We start from the raw sequence: 21908 nt of genomic DNA on the forward strand, positions 1-21908 counted from the left end.
CAATCATTCCACCAGCAGCACGTCGACCGCGACGTCGAGCTTCTGCTTCGGCGAGCCGACGATGATGCCGTCGACCGGCGAAACGTCGGAAAAGTCGCGGCCGACCGCGAGCACGATATGGTCGCCAGCGACCATAAGATCGTTGGTCGGATCGAAATTGACCCAGCCAAGCTCCTCCCCGCACCACAGCGACACCCAGGCATGAGTGGCGTCGGCGCCCTGCAGGCGCGGCTGGCCCGCCGGCGGAATGGTGCGCAGATATCCGCTGACATAGGCCGCCGGCAGGCCCAGCCCGCGCAAGCCCGCGATCATCACATGGGCAAAATCCTGACAGACACCATGGCGCTTGACGAAGACCTCGTTGAGCGGCGTCGAGATCACCGTCGCCTTGGGGTCGTAGCGAAATTCGGTGCGGATGCGATGCATCAGATCGACCGCCCCGGCGAGGACGCCCGCACCGGGCGCGAAGCTTTCCGCCGCATAGGCACTAACCGGTCCCAGCACCGGCACCAGCGGGCTCGCAAAGACATAGCCGACCGGCGAGGACGGCCCGAGGCTCGTCGCCTCGAAGGCGATGTCGCGAATGTTCTCCCAGCCCGGACTGGCAGCGGCGCGCGCCGGCGGCTGGCGCGACACCTTCACGCGAGAGCGGGAATCGATGCGCAGAGTGCGATGCGCGGCCTCGATCACGACGCTCTCGGTCAGGGTGCCGAAGAAATCGCGCCGGACGCTACGCTCGGCGGGGCGCGGACGGATCTCGACCTTATGCGAGATCAGCTCCTGGCCATGGCCACTCCTCGGCTCCAGCCGCAGCGTGCAGCGGGCGAAGCTGACCGGACTCTCGTATTCGTAAGTTGTGACGTGACGGATGTCGTAGATCACGCGAGCCCCGTCAGCTTTTCCGGTCGGCTGGCATTGGGGCCGTGCGGGAAGTAGTGCTGCCCGACCGCGTCGGCGAGGCTGAGCAGATCCTGCTCCAATGCGAACAGCGTCTTGACCTCGAGCTTCTCGGCCTCCGCGGTCGCGAGCATCGCCTGCATCGCGACCGCAAGCCGCTGCGGCTTCTCGATCAGGCCGTGCTCCTTCAGACTCGGCAGTGCGGCGATGTGTTCGTTCAGCGCCGTCACCTGGAACGCCACCGAACGCGGATTGTAACTGTCGAGCACGGCGAGGTCGCGCACCGGCGCCAGGATCGGCGCCAGCAGATAGCGCGAGCGGTAGGTGATCTGGCAATCCACCAGCGTCAGCAGGATATCGAGATCCTCGTCGCCGGCCTCGTCATAGGCAAACTGCCGGGCGAAACGCGTCGTGTTGATGGCGCGCTCGGTGCGACGGCCGATATCGAGGAAGCGCCAGCCGGCGGCGCGGTTCATGTTCTCGTGCGCAAGGCCGGCAAAGCTCGCGAGCTCCTGCAAGGTCAGCTCGGCCGCGCTCAGCACGCTGTCGTCGTCCTCGACCTCAACGGCCAGCCGCTCGGCCATCTCGGTGATGACTTGCCAGGCGTCCGGCGACAGCCGCTCGCGCAAGGAGGTCGCCGTGCGCTGGGCCGCGCGGACCAGCGACAGTGCCGAGCCGAAACGCTCCGGGCTCTGCAGCGCTTCGGCGACGATGCGGCCGGGCGCCGCGCGCGAGGTCTGCGAGATCGCGCCCCAGGTCACCAGCAGGCGCTGGATACGCTCGGCCGATTGCAGCGAGGCCGCGGTGCCCTTGTTGGGCCCGCTCGGCGAGCCCAGCGCCCGCACCAGCCGCAGCGTCGCCTCGGCGCGTTCGAGGTAGCGGCCGAGCCAGAACAGATTGTCGGCCGCGCGACTCGGCAGCACGCCGGCGATCCGGCGGATGCGCACCTTGTCGGTGGCGGGCAGCAGCGTCGCGCTCGAGACCTGCTTGTCCGAGACCACCCAGACGTCGGCGGAACGCGCGCCGTCGCCCATCGACACCGCGCGCGCATCCGGCTGCTCGGCGATCCGGCAGAAGCCGCCGGGCATGATGGCCCAGCCGTCGGGCGTCGCGGCTGCGAACACGCGCAGCACGAAGGGACGCGGCGTGATCTGCCCCTGCTCCCACACCGGCATGGTCGAGAGCCGCACCACCTCCTGGCCGACATAGTCCATGCCGCGCGCGGCGATGGCGTCGCTCAGGCGCCGGCGCCCGGCGGCATCGAGCTCGCTCGCGAGCACTGGACCATTGCTGTCGAAACCGGGAACGCCGCGCCGATAGGCGCCTTCGATCGCGACCTCGTCGAGCCGCGACAGCACCTCGTCGCGCGCCGAGCGCTGGCCGCACCACCAGGTCGCGATGTGCGGCATCTTCAGCTCTTCGCCGAGCAGGCGGCGGCTGAGCGCCGGCAGGAAGCCGAGCATCGCGCGCGCCTCCATCACGCCCGAACCCGGCATGTTGGCGACGACGACGCCGTCCTTGCGCAGCACGTCGATCAGGCCGGCCACGCCGAGCCGCGAGGAGGCATCGAGCTCGAGCGGATCGAGCGAATTGGAATCGACGCGGCGCAGCAGCACGTCGAGGCGCTTGAGACCCGCAACCGTGCGAATGTGGATATGGTTGTCGCTGACGGCGAGATCGTCGCCCTCGACCAGCAGGAAGCCGAGATAGCGCGCCAGCGTCGCGTGCTCGAAATAGGTCTCGCTGAAGCTGCCCGGCGTGAGCACGCCGATCCGCGGCTCGTCGCGGTCGGCGCGCGCGCGAAGGCTGTCGCGAAACGCCTCGAAGAACGGCGCGACGCGCGGCACGTTCATCGACTTGTAGAGATCCGAGAACGCGCGCGAAAGCACCAGGCGGTTCTCCAGCGCATAGCCCGCGCCCGACGGCGCCTGCGTGCGGTCGCCGAGCACCCACCAGCGGCCGTCGGGCCCGCGGCCGACATCGGCGGCATAAAGCGAGAGATAGCGTCCACCCGGCGGCGGCACGCCGCAGACGGGACGGAGATATTCGGGGCTGCCGGCGATCGCAGCCGCCGGCAGCGCGCCTTCGGCGACGAGGCGGCCCTCGCCATAGATGTCGCGCAGCACGAGCTCGAGCAGCTCGGCGCGCTGGGTGATGCCGTCGGACAGCTGCTTCCAGTCGGCCTCGTCGATCAGCAGCGGCAGATGGCTGATCGACCAGGGCCGGTCGGCGCTCTCGCCGGGCGCGCGATAGGTGACGCCGGCCTCGCGGAGATGACGGTCGGCCATGCCGAACCGCCGCTCGACCTCGTCGGGCGCGAGCGCGCCGAAGGCGTCGAAGAAGCGGCTCCAGACCGCGCGGGGCTTGCCGTCCGGGCCGAGAAACTCGTCGGGGATGCCGGGCAGGCGCTTGTAGTCGCGGACCCATTGCGCAAAGCGGCGCTGGCCATCACGTTGACCTTGCGCCCTACCCGCCTTGTCGTCCTCTTCGGCTGCGCCCTCGGCCATGCGCCTCTCCCTGCCCCCGCATCATACTCATTGCAGGAGCGGGGTCCGCAAGTCGAGGGTCAGCGGAAACTCATTTGTGCGTTCCTCAGGCGGCGGCTGCATCGGGCCCGGCGTATGGCCGTGGTCCTGGAAGCGCGCCAGCCGCCGCGCCTCGGCCTCGTAGGTGTTGACCGGCTTGGTGTCGTAGCTGCGGCCGCCGGGATGGGCGACGTGATAGACGCAGCCGCCGAGCGAGCGGCCGTTCCAGGTATCGATGAGGTCGAATGTCAGGGGCGCGTGAACGGGAATGGTCGGATGCAGGCCTGAGGCCGGCTGCCAGGCCTTGAAGCGGACCCCGGCCACGGCTTCGCCGGAGCGGCCGGTGGCGGTCATCGGCAGGCGACGGCCGTTGCAGGTGACGATATGGCGGCCCTCGACGAAGCCTTCCGCCTTGACCTGGAGTCGCTCGACCGATGAGTCGACATAGCGCACGGTGCCTCCGGCCGAGCCCTCCTCGCCGAGCACGTGCCAGGGCTCCAGCGCCTGCCGCAGCTCCAGCGTCACGCCGCCATGATGGATGCGGCCGAAGGCGGGGAAGCGGAATTCGAGCTGGGCCAGATACCATTCAGGCTCGAACGGATAGCCGGACTGCTTCAACTCGGTGAGCACTTCGAGGAAATCTTCCCAGATGAAGTGCGGCAGCATGAAGCGATCATGCAGCGCGGTGCCCCAGCGCACGAACTTGCCTTGTTGCGGCTCGCGCCAGAATTTTGCGATCAGCGCGCGGATCAGCAGCTGCTGCGCCAGCGACATGCGCGGATCCGGCGGCATTTCGAGCGCGCGAAATTCGACCAGGCCGAGTCGGCCGGTCGTGCCGTCCGGTGAATAGAGCTTGTCGATGCAGATCTCGGCGCGATGGGTGTTGCCGGTGATGTCGACGAGGAGATGCCGGAACAAGCGATCCACCAGCCACAGCGGCGCCTGAGTGCCCGGCGGCGGCACGTGCGTGAGCGCGACCTCGAGCTCGTAAATGCTGTCGTGGCGGGCTTCGTCGATGCGCGGCGCCTGGCTGGTCGGGCCGATGAACAGGCCGGAGAAGAAATAGGACAGCGACGGATGACGCTGCCAGTGCAGCACCAGGCTCTTCAACAGATCAGGCCGGCGCAGGAACGGCGAGTCCTGCGGGCTTGAGCCGCCGACCACGACGTGATTGCCGCCGCCGGTGCCGGTATGGCGGCCGTCGACCAGGAAACGATTGGCGCCGAGGCGTGTCTTGCCGGCATCTTCATAGAGCCCGGCGGTGATCTCGACCGCCTCGCGCCAGTTCTTTGCCGGCTGGACGTTGACCTCGATCACGCCGGGATCGGGCGTCACCTTGATGACGTCGACGCGCGGATCGAATGGCGGCGGATAGCCCTCGACGTGAACCTGGAGCTGCATCTCCTCGGCCGTCGCTTCGAGCGCCGCGATCATCTCTAGATAATCCTCGATCTGCTCGACCGGCGGCATGAAGGCGCAGAGCACGCCGTTGCGGACCTCGACCGACATCGCGGTGCGAACCGGAACGGAGGTGTTGAGCTCTTCGGGCTCGAGCCGCTCCGGCGAGTCGGGACGCGCCGGAAGGCTGAACACCGGCAGCTTGCCGCGGGCCTCCATCGGATCCCGCTCGACGATGTAGGGATATTGATCGGGCGGGACATAGCCCAGCGAGTCCAGCGGCAGGCGCAGGCCGAGCGGCGAATCCCCCGGCATCAGGAACAGATGACTGCGCCGGAGCTGCCAGCGCTCGCTGCGCCAGCGTGGTGCCGCATTCCAGCGCTGCACCGGCAGCACGAAGCCGCGAGGATTATTGAGCCCCTGCTCGAACACCCGCGCCATGCGCGCGCGGGCCTCCGGATCGGACAATTTGGAATCGGACGGATCGACGTTGACGGGAAGCTCGGATTCCTTCTGCAGCCAGTACGCGGTGTCCTCATAGGCCGGCATGATGTAGCCCGGATCGAGGCCAAGCCGCAGCGCCGTGCCTTCCACGAACGCCTGGACGTCCTTGGCCTGCGCCGGCCGCGGATTTTCGATGCTGGCGATGAGGTCGGCATTCTTCCAGATCGGCACGCCATCCTTGCGCCAGTACAAGCCAAACGCCCAGCGCGGCAGGCTTTCGCCGGGATACCATTTGCCCTGACCGAAGTGCAGCAGGCCCCCGGGTCCGAAACGCGCGCGCAGGCGGCGGATCAGATCGTCGGCGAGCCCGCGCTTGGTCGGACCGACGGCGTCCGTGTTCCACTCGGCGCCTTCGAGATCATCGACGGAGACGAAGGTCGGCTCGCCGCCCATGGTCAGACGCACGTCCTGCGCGGCAAGATCGCCGTCGACCTGCTCGCCGAGATCGTTGAGCCGTATCCAGGATTCGTCCGAGAACGGTTTCGTGATGCGCGGCGCCTCGCGAATGCGCTTGACGCTCATGTCGAAGGCGAATTCGACCTCGGCAAAGCCGGCGCCGCCGGAGATCGGCGCCGCGGAGCGGTAGTGCGGCGTCGCGGCGACCGGGATGTGGCCCTCGCCCGCGAGCATGCCCGAGGTCGCGTCGAAGCCGATCCAGCCCGCGCCCGGCAGGTAGACCTCGGCCCAGGCGTGCAGATCGGTGAAATCGTTCTCAACCTCCGGCGGCCCCTCGATCGGATCGATGTCGGGACGGACCTGGATCAGATAGCCGGAGACGAAACGGGCGGCGAGACCGAGGTGACGGAAGGTCTGGATCAGGAGCCAGGCGGAGTCGCGGCACGAGCCGGCTGCGGAGGAAAGCGTCTCCTCCGGCGTCTGCACGCCCGCCTCCATGCGGATGACGTAGCCGATCCTTTTCTGCAACTCCCTGTTGAGATCGACCAGGAAATTGACGGTGTTCGGGGCTTCGGGCGGGATCGTGTCGAGATATTTCGCGAACAGCCGATCGGGCTTGACGGTCTCGAGATAAGGCGCGAGCTCCGTCTTGAGATCTTGCGTATATTCGAACGGAAAGCTGTCGGCATAGGGCTCGACGAAGAAGTCGAACGGATTGACCGTAGTCATCTGCGCCGTGAAATCGACCTCGATCTTGAGCTCGGTCGTCTTCTCCGGAAAGACGTAACGCGCGATCCAATTGCCCAGCGGATCCTGCTGCCAGTTCACGAAATGATTGGCCGGAGTGACCTTGAGCGAATAACTCAGGATCGGCGTGCGGGTATGCGGCGCCGGCCGCAGACGAATGGTCTGCGGGCCTAGATCGATCGGGCGGTCGTATTTGTAGTGCGTGACGTGGTGTAATGCGACGTAGATCGACACGGGGTGCGGTACTCCAGCAGCTTTTTTGAGCAGAACACCGCTGGTGACCTCGATCAAGCACTAACAACGGGCAAAGGGTGCCTACGCAAGGTGCGGGCGGTCGCTTTCTTCCTTCTCCCCTTGCGGGAGAAGGTGGCGCGAAGCGCCGGATGAGGGGTACGTCTCCGCGAATTCCGGCGTGAGAGGTGCGCGCGGAGAGAGACCCCTCACCCGTCTCGCCGCTGAGCGGCGAGCCACCCTCTCCCACAAGGGGAGAGGGGAAGAATGCGCGTCCTCTCCGCGATGTCTTACGCCGCTGACGTCAGCCGTTGCAGGAACTGCGTCACCTCGCGCCGGAGCGTCTCGACCTCGCCATGGACGCGTTCGGAGGCGCTGTGGACGCGGCTCGCCACACGGCCGGTATCGGCGGCGGCTTCGCTGATGCCGGTGACGTTGGAGGACATTTGCGAGGTGCCGGCCGAGGCTTCCTGGACGTTGCGGGCGATCTCACGGGTGGCGAGACCCTGCTGCTCGATCGAGGTCGCGATCGAGGCGGTGATGCCGTTGATCTCGGTGATGGTCTGCGCGATCGCCTCGACGGCGGCGACCGAATTGGTGGTCGATTGCTGCATCTCGCCGACCTTGGCGCTGATCTCCTCGGTCGCTTTCGCGGTCTGGTTGGCGAGGCTCTTGACCTCGGATGCGACCACGGCGAAGCCGCGGCCGGCCTCGCCCGCTCGCGCGGCTTCGATGGTGGCGTTGAGCGCCAACAGATTGGTCTGCTCGGCGATCTCGCTGATCAGCTTGACCACGTCGCCGATCCGCATCGCCGCATCCGCAAGCGTGCGAATCTCGCTGCCGGCACGATTGGCTTCGTTCACCGCCCGCCCCGTGCTCGTGGTCGAGCCGGCCACCTGGCGGCCGATCTCGGCGATCGATGATGCGAGCTGCTCCGCGGCGCTCGCGACGGTGGCGACGTTGCGCGAGGCCTGGTCGGACGCACTGAGCACGCCGGAGGTCTGCCGGCTGGTCTTCTCGGCCGCCGCCGCCATCTGCCCGGCGTCGGATTCGAGATCGGTTGCCGCGCCCATGAGAGTGCCGGCGACCTGGTCCAGATGCGTGCCGAACTGTTTTGCGAGATCCGCGATCTCGACCACGCGACGGCCGAGGCTGTCGGTGCCGGAATTGATGACGGTGGCTGAACGGCGGAACGAGCCGGGTAATCCGCGCGCGAGGATCTTGCGGAAATATTTACCGCGGCTTGCATAGTCCATCGACGCCGAAGCTTCCCGCAAATAGGCATCGGTGATGTCGAGCATGTCGTTGACCGACTTCTGAATGGCGCCGATCCGTCCCGCCTGGCGGATGCTGAGGATGCGCGCCTCGAGGTCGCCGCGTGCTGCCTTGCGGCACACGTCTGCCACCTCGTCGACGGCCACCGTCGTGCGGTGCTGGCACCAGACGGCATAGACGAGCAGCAAGACCGTAACGCCCAACAACGCCGCGCCGGAAATTCCGGCCGCACCGGCGAGCGAGAGCACGAACGCAACGACGGCAAGAACGGATGCGAGTGCGGTCGCTCCTTGCGCCTTAGAGAGAGAGCACAAATTCATCGTAACCGACACCCTGTTGCTTGAGCAGCGCGACCATCGCCTCGAAGCTCGCATGCATGCCGTCCTTGGCATTGGCATGCCGCGCCTCTTCCGCGCACAGCGCCTTATAGATCGGCTTGATACGCTCGATCTGCGCAGGATCGGGTTTGCGACGGTTGGAGTGATAGCCGACGATATTGCCACGCTCGTCGAATGTCGGCGTGACGTGGGCGAACACTCAGTAATGGCTGCCGTCCTTCGCGAGGTTGACGACGTAGGCGAAGATCTCCTGCCTGGACCGAAGCGTGTCCCACAACAGCTTGAAGACGGAGCGTGGCATCTCGGGGTGGCGGATCAGGCTGTGGGGGGCGCCCATCAGCTCCTTCCAGGAGTACTTCGCCATGCGGATGAAGACATCGTTGGCGTAGGTGATGCGGCCCTTGAGATCGGTCTTCGACACGATCAGCTCCTCCTCTCCGAGGAGATGTTCCACGCCGGTCGGCCGTATCGCACGCGTCATCGTTGATGAATCCTCACGAAGGGCGAACGCCCCACATGAGTGGAGCTCGCATCGCTCCAGGGATTACGGCAGAAGATGTTAATCAGGTGTGACCGCGGGAACGCCCGTGATCACTTGACGGCTCCGTATCATTACTTAGGAGCGTCGCTTGCAGTGTGGGGCTACCGCCGACGCGCAACGAGGGGACTACATCGTCGCGCCCAACACCCATGGCGCGAACTCGGCGCCGCCGAAATCAAAACTCTCGCTCTTGGTCGGCTGTCCGGACGCGGTCTTGAGGATGAGATCGAAAATGCGCTGGCCGCACTGCTGGACGCTCTCCTCGCCTTCGAGGATGGTGCCGCAATTGACGTCCATGTCCTCTTCCATGCGCTTGTACATGGGCGTGTTGGTGGCGAGTTTGATCGAGGGCGCCGGCTTGCAGCCGAACACGCTGCCGCGACCCGTGGTGAAGCAGACCAGATTGGCGCCGCCGGCGACCTGCCCGGTCGCGGCAACGGGATCGTAGCCGGGCGTGTCCATGAAGACGAAACCCTTCTTGGTGATGGGTTCGGCGTAGCGCAGCACCTCGACGAGATTGGTGGTGCCGGCCTTCGCCATCGCGCCGAGCGACTTCTCCAAAATGGTGGTGAGACCGCCGGCCTTGTTGCCCGGGCTCGGATTGGCGTTCATCTCGGCGCCTTCGCGCGTCGTGTATTCGTCCCACCAGCGCATGAGATCGACCAGCTTCTCGCCGACCTCGCGGCTGACGGCGCGGCGCGTGAGCAGATGTTCGGCGCCATAGGTCTCCGGCGTCTCCGACAGGATCACGGTGCCGCCGTGACGCACGATGAGATCGCTGGCCGCACCCAGCGCCGGATTGGCAGAGACACCGGAATAGCCGTCCGAGCCACCGCATTGCAGCGCCACGGTCAATTCGCTCACCGGGACGGACTCGCGCTTGACCTTGTTCGACTCCGCAAGTGCTTCGCGCACGAAGGCGATACCCGCCTCCACCGTTTTGCGGGTGCCGCCGACCTCCTGGATGTCCATCGCGCGCAGACGTCCCGCGAGCTTCTGCTCCTCCATCAGGCCGCCGATCTGGTTCACTTCACAGCCGAGGCCGAGCACGATGACATGAGAGAAGTTCACGTGCCGCGCATAGCCGCCGAGCGTGCGGCGGAGCAGCGCCAGCGGCTCGTTCTGCGTCATGCCGCAGCCGGTCTTGTGGGTCAGCGCGACCACGCCGTCGACATTGGGGAAATCGGCCAGCGGATTGTCGCCGGTGAACAGATTCTTCTTGAACACATCGGCGACGAGGCTTGCGACATGCGCGCTGCAATTCACCGAGGTGAGGATGCCGATATAGTTGCGCGTGGCGACGCGGCCGTCCGGGCGGCGGATGCCTTCGAAACTCGCCGGCAGATCGAAATTCGGCGTCGGCTTGACGTCGGCGCAATAGGCGTAGTCCTTGGCGAAATCGCCCATGCCGCAGTTCTGCACGTGCACGTGCTGGCCCGGCGCGATCGGCGTGGTCGCAAAGCCGATGATCTGGCCGTAGCGGATCACCGGCTCCCCGACTGCGATCGGCTTGATCGCGACCTTGTGGCCGGAGGGAATGCGCTCGACCGTGGTCACGCCGTCGGCGACTACCGTTCCCGGCGGCAGGCTCGCGCGCGCGATCAGCACGCCATCATCGGGATGCAGGCGAATGACGGGGCTGATAGTCATGGGAGGTCTCCTGTATCGAAACTATCGTGCCCCGGACGCAGCGCAGCGTGAAACGGTGCGCTGCTGAGCCGGGGCCCAGTTGTTTACGTAATGTGCTTCACTGGCTTCTGGGTCCCGGCTCTGCGGAGCGGCGCTACGCGCCGCACCGCGTCCGGGACACAGAGAGAGATCAGGCCTTGCCGCCGGAATCCTTCCGGGTGGCGTTGACCTGCATCTTGGCGTAGGTCGTCATCAGGCCGACCTCGTTCGAGAGCGTCACCAGCTTGAAGCCCATGTTGATGGCGCGCGCAGCACCCTCGGCGCCGCTGCAATGGATGCCGGGGTTGAGGCCGCGCTTGCCGCACTCCTTGATGATCTTCTCGTAGATCGCGAGGATCTCGGGCTCGGTGCGATCGAGCTTCGGCTCGAGGCCGTAGGAGAAGCCGAGGTCGGACGGGCCGATATAGACGCCGTCGATGCCTTCGACGTCGAAGATCGCTTCCATGTTCTCGACCGCGGTCCTGGTCTCCATCATCGGCAGCAGCACGATGTCGTCGTTGGCCGTCTTCTGGTAGGAGCCGGCGGTGCCGTACATGCCGGCGCGGATCGGGCCGTTGGAGCGCACGCCCTTCGGCGGGTACTTGGAATAGGAGACGAGGTTCCTGGCTTCCTGCGGCGTGTTGACCATCGGGCAGATCACGCCATAGGCGCCGCCATCGAGCACCTTGCCGATGATGCCGGGTTCGTTCCAGGGCACGCGGACCATCGGCGTGATCGGATGCTTGTCCATCGCCTGGAAGCACTGCACCATCGACAGATAATCCTGCACGCCGTGCTGCATGTCGACGGTGACGCTGTCGAAGCCGCATTGCGCGATCATCTCGGCCGAGAAGCCGGAGGGAATCGCGAGCCACGCGTTGACCACGGCCTTGCCCGACTTCCAGATTTCCTTGACCTTGTTCGCCACGTTGCCTTCCTTCTTTGTTGTTCGGACCGTGTTATTTGGACCGTGTGATTTGGACCATCGTCACCATGACGAGCGTCGCGACAGCACAACCGCTGTTACCGCGAACTGGCGCGTCGCGCTACGCTCGCAATGACGCAAGACCTATGCGGTCGCCCTCTGGATGCTGACTTCGCTGACGCCGACCTCGCGGGCGGTATTCACTATTGCCGCCCAGGTGTCATCCGGCAAGGGGATGCCGTTTCGGGTCCGCTCAGCCCGGGTTTTCCGCTCAGGGTCGCCGGGAATCAGCACCTGGTCGACCCCGGCCACCGGCTTGGTGGCACGGATGAAGTCGGCATAGCGCGACACCTCTGCGTCGAAGACATGGGAGGTATCGACCACTTTCGGATCGACGTAGAAGGCCAGCATGCCGTTGGCGAAGCGGCGGCCGCCGGACGTGGCCCCGGTTCCGGTCAAGGCGCCGCCGAGCAGCTCGCACATGAAGGCAAGGCCCGAGCCCTTGTGCTCGCCGAACGCACGGATTGCGCCCGTTCCCTTGGTGTGATCGCGCGGCCCGTCCGGCGTGTAGGGGCCGTAGAGTACGGCCGGCTCCTCGCTCAGGCTGCCGTCGGCATCGACCAGCGCGCCCTTCGGCAGCTTCTTGCCGCCGCGGCTCGCGACCAGCACCTTGCCTTCGGCCACGACTGAGGTCGCAAAATCAAGCACGATCGGATCCTGGCCTTCGCGCGGAATGCCGACGCAATAGGGTGCGGTGGAGAGCCGTTTCTCGACGCCGCCGAAAGGCGCCACCAGCAGCGAGCCCGCGGCATTGACGAAATGTACCGAGATCAGTCCTTCGGCGGCGGCCATCTCGGCCCAATCGCCGACGCGGCCGATATGGCCGGCATTGCGCAGCGCGACGGCGGCAAGTCCCGCCTTCCTGCACTTCTCGATGCCGATCCGGACCGCCTGCGGCGTCACGGTCTGGCCGTAGCCGAACTTGCCGTCGACCACCGCGAGCGAGGGCGTGTCGAGCACGATTTCGGCGTTCTGGTTGGGCACGACCGCGCCGCTCTTCTGCCAGCGGATATAGACGGGGACGCGGATCACGCCGTGGCTGTCATGGCCGGTCAGATTCGCCGCGGTTAGATAAGTGGCGATGCGCCGGGCTTCGTCAGGCGACGACTGCGCATGCGCGAAGACCTCGGTGACGAAGTCGATCAGCTTCTGAACCTGGATGGTGACCATGAGGGTCTGTTTGCCTCTACCTGGCGCCGATTTTGCAGTCATCGGCTTGAGCGGCACTTGAGCGAAAAAATGCGGCGATGTCCATGATTGTTGCCGCGCGCTCGCGCATATCTGCTTTCACTCCTCGGCACTTGCCTCCTCGCCGGCACCGAGCCCTGCGAGACTTTGTTCGAGCTCGCCGAGCATCCCCTGCAACTCGACGAGCTTGCGCGCGCCAAAGCGGCGCGTGATCTCCGCATAGATCGCTTCGGAGGACGGCGCCACGGACGCCATCAGCTTCACGCCTTTTTCCGAGATCGAGACCATGCTGCGGCGCTGGTCCGCCTTGGCGGTCTTGCGCTCGATCAGATTGCGCGCCTCCAGATCGCGCAGGATGCGCGACAGGCTCGGGCCGAGCAGGAACGCGGTGCGCGCGAGTTCCGTGACCTCGACCGTGTCGATCGCCGCGAGCGCGCGCAGAATGCGCCATTGCTGCTCGGTCAACCCATGCTCACGCAACGAGGGACGGAATTGCCGCATCACGGCTTCGCGTGCCCGCAGCAACGACATCGGCAACGAACGCGAGAAATCGCGCATCGGCACCTGTCGCGCGGCGGTGGCGCCGTCGTCCGCTGGATCAGCCGGTCTCTTCACGATGATGCCCCTTCAACCGCAAAACGTTTGCAGTGCAGCAAGCCAAAATGGCGTTGACGCATTCACTTAACATGTTAAGTATCTTCGAGCTCCACATTTTGTAAGATCACAAATGGCGCTTTCCAACGACGATATCCGAGCTTGCGCGAGCCGTCTGCACCAGGCGGAGAAGACCCGTACGCAGATCCGGCAGCTGTCGCAGGACTTTCCCGACATCAGCATCGCTGACGCCTACGCGATTCAGAAGGCCTGGGTCGACGTCAAGATTGCGGAAGGGGCCATCGTCAGGGGACACAAGATCGGCCTGACCTCGAAGGCGATGCAGAGCGCGCTTGGCATCAACGAGCCTGATTCCGGCGTATTGCTCGACGACATGTTCTTCGCCGATGGCGGCCTCGTCCCGACGGAGCGATTCATCGCGACGCGCGTGGAAGCCGAGCTCGCCTTCGTCATGAGCAAGCGCCTCGCTGGCCCCGACTGCACGCTGTTCGACGTGCTCAACGCCACCGACTTCGTCGTGCCGGCGCTGGAGATTCTGGACACGCGCATCGAGCGCGTCGATCCCCGGACTAAGGCGACGCGAAAGATCTTCGACACCATTGCCGATAACGCGGCCAACGCCGGCATCGTGCTCGGCGGACGGCCGATCCGCCCGCTGGATGCTGATCTGCGCTGGATCGGTGCGCTCTGTTTCAAGAACGGCCAGCTCGAAGAGACCGGCCTTGCCGCCGGCGTGCTCAATCATCCCGCCACAGCCGTTGCCTGGCTCGCCAACAAGATCGCACCGCTTGGCCTTGCGCTCGAGCCCGGACAAATCGTGCTCGCCGGCTCTTTCATCCGTCCGATCGAGACCCGCAAGGGCGACACAATTCAGGCCGATTATGGCGCCTACGGCTCGGTAAGCTGCTACTTCGCTTAGACGAACAAGAAAACAGGGAGTGAAACCGCGATGCCGCATTTCACGATCGAATATTCGGCCAATCTCGACAGCCGCCTCGACATCGGCGCGGCGTGCGAGGTGGTGCGCAAGGCGGCGGTCGAGACCGGCATCTTCCCGCTCGGCGGCATCCGCGTCCGCGCCGTCAAATGCGAGCATTATGCGATTGCGGACGCGCGGCAGGACTACGGCTTTCTCGACATGGTGCTGCGCATTGGCGAAGGCCGTGACCTCAAAACCCGCGAAGAGGCCGGCGAGCATGTCTTCCAGGCGCTCTCCCGGCATCTCGATCCCGTGTTCGCAAGCTCGAAATTCGCCCTCTCGTTCGACATGCAGATCAACGACAAGGACACGAGCTGGAAGCGCAACAACATCCACGACGCCCTGAAAGCGGAGGCCGCCCATGGATAAGCCCACGCCGAAAGCCGATGTGTTCCAGGCCAATCGCGACCGCATCGCACCGCTGCTGAAGACGCTGCGCGCCGACGGCATCGGCCACATGATCGACGGCAAGATCGTGCCGTCGATCTCAGGCGAAACGTTTGAGACCAAATCGCCGGTCGACGGCGCGACACTCGCGAGCGTCGCCCGCGGCAATGCCGAGGATATCGACGCCGCGGCAACCGCTGCTTCGCTGGCCTTCAAATCCTGGCGCGACATGGCGCCGGCGATGCGGAAGAAGCTGCTGCATCGCGTCGCCGACGCCATCGAAGACAATGCCGAGGACATCGCGGTGCTCGAATGCATCGACACCGGCCAGGCCTATCGCTTCATGGCAAAGGCCGCGATCCGCGCCGCCGAGAACTTCCGCTTCTTTGCCGATCGATGCGGCGAGGCCCGCGACGGCCAGAACACGCCGAGCGACGAGCATTGGAACGTCTCGACCCGCGTGCCGATCGGCCCGGTCGGCGTGATCACGCCGTGGAATACGCCGTTCATGCTCTCGACCTGGAAGATCGCGCCTGCCCTCGCTGCAGGGTGCACGGTCGTGCACAAGCCGGCGGAATGGTCGCCGATCACGGCGGCTATCCTTGCGAAGCTCGTCAAGGAAGCCGGCGTGCCCGACGGCGTGCTCAACACCGTGCACGGTTTTGGCGAAGAGGCCGGCAAGGCATTGACCGAGCATCCCGCCATCAAGGCGATCGGCTTCGTCGGCGAAAGCTCGACCGGCTCAGCGATCATGGTTCAGGGTGCGCCGACCTTGAAGCGCGTGCATTTCGAACTCGGCGGCAAGAACCCGGTGATCGTGTTCGACGACGCCGATCTCGACCGCGCGCTCGATGCTGTCGTGTTCATGATCTACTCTCTCAACGGCGAGCGCTGCACGTCGTCGAGCCGCCTGCTGATCCAGGCCGGCGTCGCCGAAAAGTTCATCGAGAAGCTGACCGCGCGGGTGAAAGCGCTGAAGGTCGGCCATCCCCTCGATCCCGCAACCGAGATCGGGCCGCTGATCCACGAGCGGCACCTCGCAAAAGTCTGCTCATATTTCGACATCGCACGCCAGGACGGCGCGACGATCGCCGTCGGTGGCAAGGCCTATGACGGCCCCGGTGGCGGACATTATGTCGAGCCGACCCTGGTGACCGGCGCGCATGGCAAGATGCGCGTGGCGCAGGAAGAGGTGTTCGGCCCCTTCCTCACCGTGCTGCCCTTCAAGAACGAAGCAGACGCGATCGAAATCGCCAACGACATCCGCTACGGCCTGACCGGCTATGTCTGGACCAACGATGTCGGCCGGGCGCTGCGTGTCGCTGATGCGCTGGAAGCCGGCATGATCTGGCTGAACTCGGAAAACGTCCGCCATCTGCCGACGCCGTTCGGCGGCATGAAGGCCTCGGGCATCGGACGCGACGGCGGCGATTACTCGTTCGATTTCTACATGGAAACCAAGCACGTCTCGCTCGCGCGAGGCACGCACAAGATTCAGAAGCTGGGAATTTAGAGCCACCGTCGTTCCGGGGCGCGAAGCGAACCCGGAACCTCGAGATTCCGGGTTCGGTCCTAAGGGAACGCCCCGGAATGACCGGGTCTAGAGAGGGGAAACGCAATGCCCGTACCGCAACATATCTTCGAGCCGCCGTTCAACATCATCCGCTCCAGCCACGCCGTGCTGGACGTCACCGACCTGAAGCTCAGCCGCGAGTTCTATGAAAGCGTTGTCGGCCTGCATGTCGAGGACGCCGACGACAAGGTCGTCTACTTGCGCGCCGCCGAAGAGCATCAGCATCACTCGCTGGTGTTGCGCAAGGCGGCGGCGCCTGCCTGCAACCGCCTCGGCTTCAAAGTCGGCAATGACGGAGATCTGGACAAGGCCGCGAAGTTCCTGTCCGAGAACGGTCTTGGCTACGCCTTCGTCGATCAGCCCTTCCAGGGCCGCACGTTGCAGTTCACCGACCCCTTCGGCTTCCAGATCGAGCTGTATGCGTCGATGGACCGGCGGCCGCATCTGCTGCGCCGCTACGACCTCTACAGAGGATGCCACCCGCAGCGGCTCGACCATTTCAACGTGTTCGCCGCCGAAGTGCAGGACACCGTCGAATTCTATGCGCGGCTCGGCTTTCGCCTCACCGAATACGCCGAGGAGGACGGACCGAACGGGCGCATCGCCGCTGCCTGGATGCATCGCAAGGGCAATGTCCACGATTTTGCCATCACCAACGGCAAGGGCCCGCGGCTGCACCACTTCGCTTACTGGACGCCGACGGCGATGAACATCATCCATCTCTGCGACGTCATGGCCTCGCAAGGCTTCGTGAAGAACATCGAGCGTGGTCCCGGCCGCCACGGCATCTCGAATGCGTTCTTCCTCTACGTCCGCGACCCCGATGGACACAGGCTCGAGCTCTATACCAGCGACTATTTCACCGGCGATCACGACCACGAGCCGCTGCGCTGGTCGCTGCGCGATCCCCGCCGCCAGACATTATGGGGCGCGCCGGCCCCGCGCTCCTGGTTCGAGCAGGGCTCGCCGTTCTCAGGGCAAGCCGTGCGTGAGCCGAAGTTCGTGGCCGACGTGCTGGTGGCGGATTAATGTCAGTGACTGTCAAAAGCTCTCTCCCCGTCGTCCGGGCGAAGGCCGGGACCCATAGCCACAGGGAGACGTTTGGCGAAGGTTGGTCGTTCGGGATTGTCGTTGTGCGCACTCGATAGATCACGCGGTATGGGTTCCGGCCTTCGCCGGGACGACAAGGATATGATGAGCCGTCCATGAACCTCCCTCGCCTCGCCACCTATTCCGTCAACGGTGAAACGAAGTACGGCGCCGTCGTCGATGGCGGCGTTGTCGAGCTCTCCGCGCGCCACGCCAAAGATTATCCGACGCTGCGCGAGGTGATCGCGGCAGGAAAGCTCGCGAGCCTCGCCGAAGAAGCCGCCGGCCGCACGCCCGATCACGCGCTCGGCGATATCATCTGGCTGCCGCCGGTACCCGCGCCGGAAAAGATCATCTGCATCGGCGTCAACTATCCCGACCGCAATGCCGAATACAAGGATGGCCAGGACGCGCCGAAATATCCGAGCATGTTCATGCGCTCGCCGCGTTCTTTCGTCGGTCATGACACGCCGCTGGTGCGCCCGCGCGCATCCGCGCAGCTCGACTACGAGGGCGAGATCGTGCTGGTGATCGGCAAGGCCGGCCGGCACATTGCCGAGCACGCCGCGCTCGATCACATCGCCGCGCTGACGCTCTGCAACGAAGGCTCGGTGCGAGATTGGCTGCGCCATGCCAAGTTCAACGTCACGCAGGGCAAGAACTTCGATTCCAGCGGCAGCCTCGGCCCGTGGCTGGTGCCCTACACGCAGGAATCGCAGATCGCCGACATCCGCCTCACCACGCATGTCAACGGCGAGCTGCGGCAGGACGACCGCACCAGCCGGCTGATGTTTCCGTTCCGCTATCTCATCAGCTATATCTCGACCTTCGCGACGCTTGTCCCCGGCGATATCATCGTCACGGGCACGCCGACCGGCGCCGGAGCGCGGTTCGATCCGCCGCGTTTTCTAAAGCCCGGCGATGTTATCGAAGTCGCGGCCGAGGGCATCGGATCTTTACGCAACGGCGTCGTCGACGAAGCCTGAACACCCATTGAAATGGAATAGTGCCATGACCACCCTCACCGGAGGCGAAGCGATCGTAAGCGGGCTTGTCGCTCACGGCGTCGACACCGTGTTCGGCCTGCCAGGCGCGCAGGTCTACGGCCTGTTCGACGCCTTCCACCAGGCTCAGCTCAAGGTGATCGGCGCGCGGCACGAGCAGGCCTGCGGCTACATGGCGTTCGGCTATGCGCGCTCCAGCGGCCGGCCCGGCGTGTTCAGCGTGGTGCCGGGTCCCGGCGTGCTCAACGCCAGCGCGGCACTGCTCACCGCGTTCGGCTGCAACGAGCCGGTGCTGTGCGTCACCGGCCAGGTGCCGACGCAGTTTCTGGGCAAGGGCCGCGGCCACCTGCACGAGATGCCCGACCAGCTCGCGACCTTGCGCACCTATGTGAAATGGGCGGACCGCATCGAGTATCCCGGCAACGCGCCGACCACCGTCGCGCGCGCCTTCCAGGAGATGACGTCCGGACGGCGCGGACCCGCCTCGGTCGAGATGCCCTGGGACGTCTTCACCCAGCGCGCGGACACTGCTGCGGCACAGGTGCTGGAGCCCTTGCCCGCGCCGCAGCCCGACCCTGATTTGATCAAGCAGGCGGCCGCGCTGATCAGGAACAGCAAGGCGCCGATGATCTTCGTCGGCAGCGGCGCGATCGAAGCGCGCGAGGAGATTCTCGAACTCGCCGAGATGGTCGACGCGCCTGTCGTCGCCTTCCGCAGCGGCCGCGGCATCGTCTCTAACGCGCATGAGCTTGGACTCACGATGGCGGCGGCCTACAAGCTGTGGCCGACAACAGATTTGATGATCGCGATCGGCACGCGCGCCGAACTGCCGGCATCGGGCTTCCGCTGGCCGTATCAGCCGAAGGGGCTGAAATCCATTCGTGTCGATATCGATCCGGCCGAGATGCGCCGGCTCGCCTCCGATGTCGCTATCGTCGCTGACGCCAAGGCCGGCACGGCCGATCTCGTCACCGCCGTGAAGAAGGGCGGCTTTGCCAGGACCAGCGGCCGGCGGGGTGAGATCCGCGAGGCGACTGCGACCGCGCAAGCCGAGATCCAGCGCATCCAGCCGCAGATGGCGTATCTCAACATCCTGCGCGAGGTGCTGCCGGCGAACGCGATCGTGACCGATGAATTGTCGCAGTTCGGTTTCGCATCCTGGTACGGCTTTCCGATCTACCAGCCGCGCACCTTCATCACGTCAGGCTATCAGGGCACGCTCGGCTCGGGCTTCCCGACCGCGCTCGGCGCCAAGGTCGCCAATCCCGACAAGCCGGTGGTGGCGATCACCGGCGACGGCGGCTTCATGTTCGGCGTGCAGGAGCTCGCCACCGCCGTGCAGTTCAACATCGGCGTGGTGACGCTGGTGTTCAACAACAACGCCTACGGCAATGTCCGCCGCGACCAGCGCGAGCGTTTTGACGGCCGCGTCGTGGCGTCCGATCTGGTCAATCCGGATTTCGTCAAGCTCGCGGAATCCTTTGGCGTCGCATCCGCGCGCGTCACCGCGCCGGACCAGTTCAAGGCGGCGATGGAGAAGGCCCTTGCGCATGGCGGGCCCTATCTGATCTCGGTCGAGGTGACGCGGGACTCGGAAGTCAGCCCGTGGGCGTTCATCCACCCGCCGAAGCCTTGAGGTGAACGCCGCCCTGTAGCCGCGCCGCCGCGATCACCAGCAGGCCCGCGCCTGCGACCGCCCAGCAGGCGACCGGGGCCCAGTGCAGCAGCGGCGCGTAGTCAGGCATTTTCTGCAAGCCGCCGGCGACCGCCGCCATCCGCGCGAAGGTCCCGAGGGCCAGCGCCGAGAAGACGAGGCCGGTCACCTTTCCCTCCGCGCCGGTCGAGCCGATGGCCAACGCAGCCGAGATCGCGCTCATCAGCATGCAGCCCCACGCCGCTCCGGCGAGAAACTGCGCGACGATCAGCGTGTTGAGGCTGCCGGCGAATTCGGCCGCAGCAATCGCGACCGCTCCAAGCAGCCCGGCCGCGCCCATCACGATTACGCCGCCACGGTGCTTGACGACGAGGCTTGCCGGAAACATCGCAATGTTGAAACCGATCCAGAACACCGGCATCAGCCATTGCAGCTCATCCGGCTTGGCAAAGCGCAGGTAGAACGGCGCGCTGTTCAGAGCGAAGTGCAACTGATAGCCGAGCGCGAGCGCCACCATCGCGACGATGAAGGCGATCGGCACGAGGCCAAGCGGCCTTGCTGCCTCGGCCGGTGTCGGCGGCGCGGTGTCGCGGGCCACGTCGTGCTCGATCCGTGACAGTCCGATCGCGGTCAACAGCAGCACTGCGCTCGATATCACGAAGGGCAACCGCGCATCGTGCTCGCGCAGCACCACGCCGAGATAGGGCGAGACCGCGCCGGCGACGCCATAGCCGAGCATCGCGAGCGCGGCGAGGAACGGCACCTGCGGCCGGGCGCGGTATCTGCCGAGCAGGGTCAGCGGTGGCGCGCGCAACGCGGACGAGGTGATCGACCAGACCACGATCAGGGCAATGAACCACCCCTGCGCGGCCACGCCGCGCCCTGCGACGAAAGGCAGCGCGACGAACGCGCCGCAGGAGATCGCGGCCAGGAGCCCGACGAACAGGCCAAGCCTGCCGAGATGGGGAGCGATCTTGTCGGCGGCGATCCCCATCACGGTATCGGCGATGGTGAAGATCGCCTGGTCCAGCATCAGGATGAAGATAACAGCTGACGGCGCGATGCCGACCTCAGCCGCGAGCTTTGGCAAATAGACGACGTAGGTGGTCCAGCCAAGCGTGAACGCCAGTTGCAGCACGGCCAGATACAGGCCGGTGCGGTTGGCCGCGCCAGTGCCGGCCGAGAGCTGTGTGGTCGCCATATCGCCGTCTCCCCCGCCGGAAGCTTAGACGAGCGGGGGCTGCGAGGAAACGCGTCAGCGGACTTTTCGGAACGTCAAATTGATCCGCTTCCGCCCGAGCAGCGCGTGCTCGCCCTCGGCGAGCGGCGCGACGCCGTGATAGGCGAGCCTGCTGGGCCCGCCCCAGACCACGACGTCACCATGCACTAGCCGAAAGCGGCGCGGCTTATCGCTGCGTGCCATGCCGCCGAACAGGAACGTCGCAGGCAGGCCGAGCGAGACCGAGACAATCGGCGCTGAATAATCCAGCTCGTCCTTGTCCTGATGCAATGACAGCCGCGTGCCGGGCTCGTAGCGGTTGACGAGGCAGGCATCGGGCGCGAAGCCGGCAAAGCCGCCCTGCTCCGCCGCGCGGCGGGCGAGATCGCGGAGCACGGGCGGCATCGCCGGCCACGGCGCGCCGGTCCGCGGGTCGATGGGATCATAGCGATAGCCGGTATGATCGGTAATCCAGCCGCGCTCGCCGCAATTGGTCATGGCCACCGACATCAGATGCCCGCCGGGCGTGGTCATGCGACGGAACGGCGACTGCGCCACGATGGCGCGCACCGCTTCGATCAATTCGCTCTCGATCGGCTTGACGAAGCCACGCAACAGCACAGCGCCGTCGGCGATCTCCTCGCGCGACGGCTGGGCTTCGGCGACATGGTCGAACAAATCCGCCATCAGCGCCA

16 protein-coding genes and 1 pseudogene are annotated in these 21908 nt (G+C 65.7%); 6 read left to right on the plus strand and 11 right to left on the minus strand.

Annotated features, from left to right (window positions below; translation table 11 throughout):
• Nucleotides 1-3: 3 nt before the first annotated feature.
• The 9 genes and pseudogenes from ABIC03_RS06105 to hpaR all read right to left on the minus strand — a co-directional run bounded on the left by ABIC03_RS06105 (nucleotide 4) and on the right by hpaR (nucleotide 13311).
• Complete coding sequence (locus ABIC03_RS06105; RefSeq protein WP_354056356.1) at nucleotides 4-882, minus strand: transglutaminase family protein; 879 nt, start codon at nucleotides 880-882, stop codon at nucleotides 4-6.
• The gene (locus tag ABIC03_RS06110; RefSeq protein ID WP_354056358.1) at nucleotides 879-3404 is read right to left on the minus strand and encodes a circularly permuted type 2 ATP-grasp protein; all 2526 of its coding nucleotides are present in this window, start codon (nucleotides 3402-3404) and stop codon (nucleotides 879-881) included. The genes ABIC03_RS06105 and ABIC03_RS06110 overlap by 4 nt, the downstream gene beginning before the upstream one ends.
• Before the next feature lie 27 nt (nucleotides 3405-3431).
• Complete coding sequence (locus tag ABIC03_RS06115; protein WP_354056360.1) at nucleotides 3432-6701, minus strand: transglutaminase family protein; 3270 nt, start codon at nucleotides 6699-6701, stop codon at nucleotides 3432-3434.
• Nucleotides 6702-6988: 287 nt separating this feature from the next.
• On the minus strand, nucleotides 6989-8293 hold the full coding sequence (locus ABIC03_RS06120) for a methyl-accepting chemotaxis protein (RefSeq protein ID WP_354056362.1): 1305 nt from the start codon (nucleotides 8291-8293) through the stop codon (nucleotides 6989-6991).
• Nucleotides 8271-8792 (minus strand): annotated as a pseudogene (locus tag ABIC03_RS06125) (PAS domain-containing protein). Before ABIC03_RS06125 ends, ABIC03_RS06120 begins: the two are co-directional and overlap by 23 nt.
• A 186-nt stretch (nucleotides 8793-8978) precedes the next feature.
• Nucleotides 8979-10502: a UxaA family hydrolase gene (locus tag ABIC03_RS06130; RefSeq protein WP_354056364.1), complete on the minus strand. Its 1524-nt coding sequence runs from the start codon at nucleotides 10500-10502 to the stop codon at nucleotides 8979-8981.
• Between the two features lie 169 nt (nucleotides 10503-10671).
• Nucleotides 10672-11448: an HpcH/HpaI aldolase family protein gene (locus ABIC03_RS06135; RefSeq protein WP_035974924.1), complete on the minus strand. Its 777-nt coding sequence runs from the start codon at nucleotides 11446-11448 to the stop codon at nucleotides 10672-10674.
• A 141-nt stretch (nucleotides 11449-11589) separates the two neighbouring features.
• Nucleotides 11590-12675, minus strand: coding sequence for a malate/lactate/ureidoglycolate dehydrogenase (locus tag ABIC03_RS06140; protein ID WP_354056367.1), 1086 nt, complete (start codon nucleotides 12673-12675; stop codon nucleotides 11590-11592).
• Between the two features lie 117 nt (nucleotides 12676-12792).
• Nucleotides 12793-13311, minus strand: a complete 519-nt coding sequence (gene hpaR, locus ABIC03_RS06145; RefSeq protein ID WP_354057515.1) for a homoprotocatechuate degradation operon regulator HpaR — start codon at nucleotides 13309-13311, stop codon at nucleotides 12793-12795.
• 109 nt (nucleotides 13312-13420) lie between these two features.
• Between hpaR and hpaH the strand changes: the two genes are divergently transcribed.
• The 6 genes from hpaH to ABIC03_RS06175 all read left to right on the plus strand — a co-directional run bounded on the left by hpaH (nucleotide 13421) and on the right by ABIC03_RS06175 (nucleotide 19976).
• A complete protein-coding gene (hpaH, locus tag ABIC03_RS06150) occupies nucleotides 13421-14227 on the plus strand; it encodes a 2-oxo-hept-4-ene-1,7-dioate hydratase (RefSeq protein ID WP_354056369.1) in 807 nt (268 codons plus the stop codon).
• 30 nt (nucleotides 14228-14257) lie between these two features.
• On the plus strand, nucleotides 14258-14656 hold the full coding sequence (locus tag ABIC03_RS06155) for a 5-carboxymethyl-2-hydroxymuconate Delta-isomerase (RefSeq protein ID WP_354056371.1): 399 nt from the start codon (nucleotides 14258-14260) through the stop codon (nucleotides 14654-14656).
• The gene (gene hpaE, locus ABIC03_RS06160; protein ID WP_354056373.1) at nucleotides 14649-16187 is read left to right on the plus strand and encodes a 5-carboxymethyl-2-hydroxymuconate semialdehyde dehydrogenase; all 1539 of its coding nucleotides are present in this window, start codon (nucleotides 14649-14651) and stop codon (nucleotides 16185-16187) included. Before ABIC03_RS06155 ends, hpaE begins: the two co-directional genes overlap by 8 nt.
• Nucleotides 16188-16292: 105 nt before the next feature.
• Nucleotides 16293-17276 carry a 3,4-dihydroxyphenylacetate 2,3-dioxygenase gene (gene hpaD / locus ABIC03_RS06165; RefSeq protein WP_354056375.1) on the plus strand — a complete coding sequence of 328 codons (984 nt, stop codon included), beginning with the start codon at nucleotides 16293-16295 and terminating at the stop codon, nucleotides 17274-17276.
• 176 nt (nucleotides 17277-17452) lie between these two features.
• Nucleotides 17453-18322, plus strand: coding sequence for a fumarylacetoacetate hydrolase family protein (locus tag ABIC03_RS06170; protein WP_354056377.1), 870 nt, complete (start codon nucleotides 17453-17455; stop codon nucleotides 18320-18322).
• 25 nt (nucleotides 18323-18347) lie between these two features.
• A complete protein-coding gene (locus ABIC03_RS06175; protein ID WP_354056379.1) occupies nucleotides 18348-19976 on the plus strand; it encodes a thiamine pyrophosphate-dependent enzyme in 1629 nt (542 codons plus the stop codon).
• On the opposite strand, the gene ABIC03_RS06180 is transcribed toward ABIC03_RS06175, so the two are convergent.
• The gene (locus tag ABIC03_RS06180) at nucleotides 19954-21195 is read right to left on the minus strand and encodes an MFS transporter (protein ID WP_354056381.1); all 1242 of its coding nucleotides are present in this window, start codon (nucleotides 21193-21195) and stop codon (nucleotides 19954-19956) included. The genes ABIC03_RS06175 and ABIC03_RS06180 overlap by 23 nt on opposite strands.
• A gap of 54 nt (nucleotides 21196-21249) precedes the next feature.
• On the minus strand, nucleotides 21250-21903 hold the full coding sequence (gene alkB, locus ABIC03_RS06185; RefSeq protein WP_354057517.1) for a DNA oxidative demethylase AlkB: 654 nt from the start codon (nucleotides 21901-21903) through the stop codon (nucleotides 21250-21252).
• Nucleotides 21904-21908 lie beyond the last annotated feature (5 nt).

It is taken from the genome of Bradyrhizobium sp. RT6a (assembly GCF_040547675.1).
Classification (GTDB): domain Bacteria; phylum Pseudomonadota; class Alphaproteobacteria; order Rhizobiales; family Xanthobacteraceae; genus Bradyrhizobium.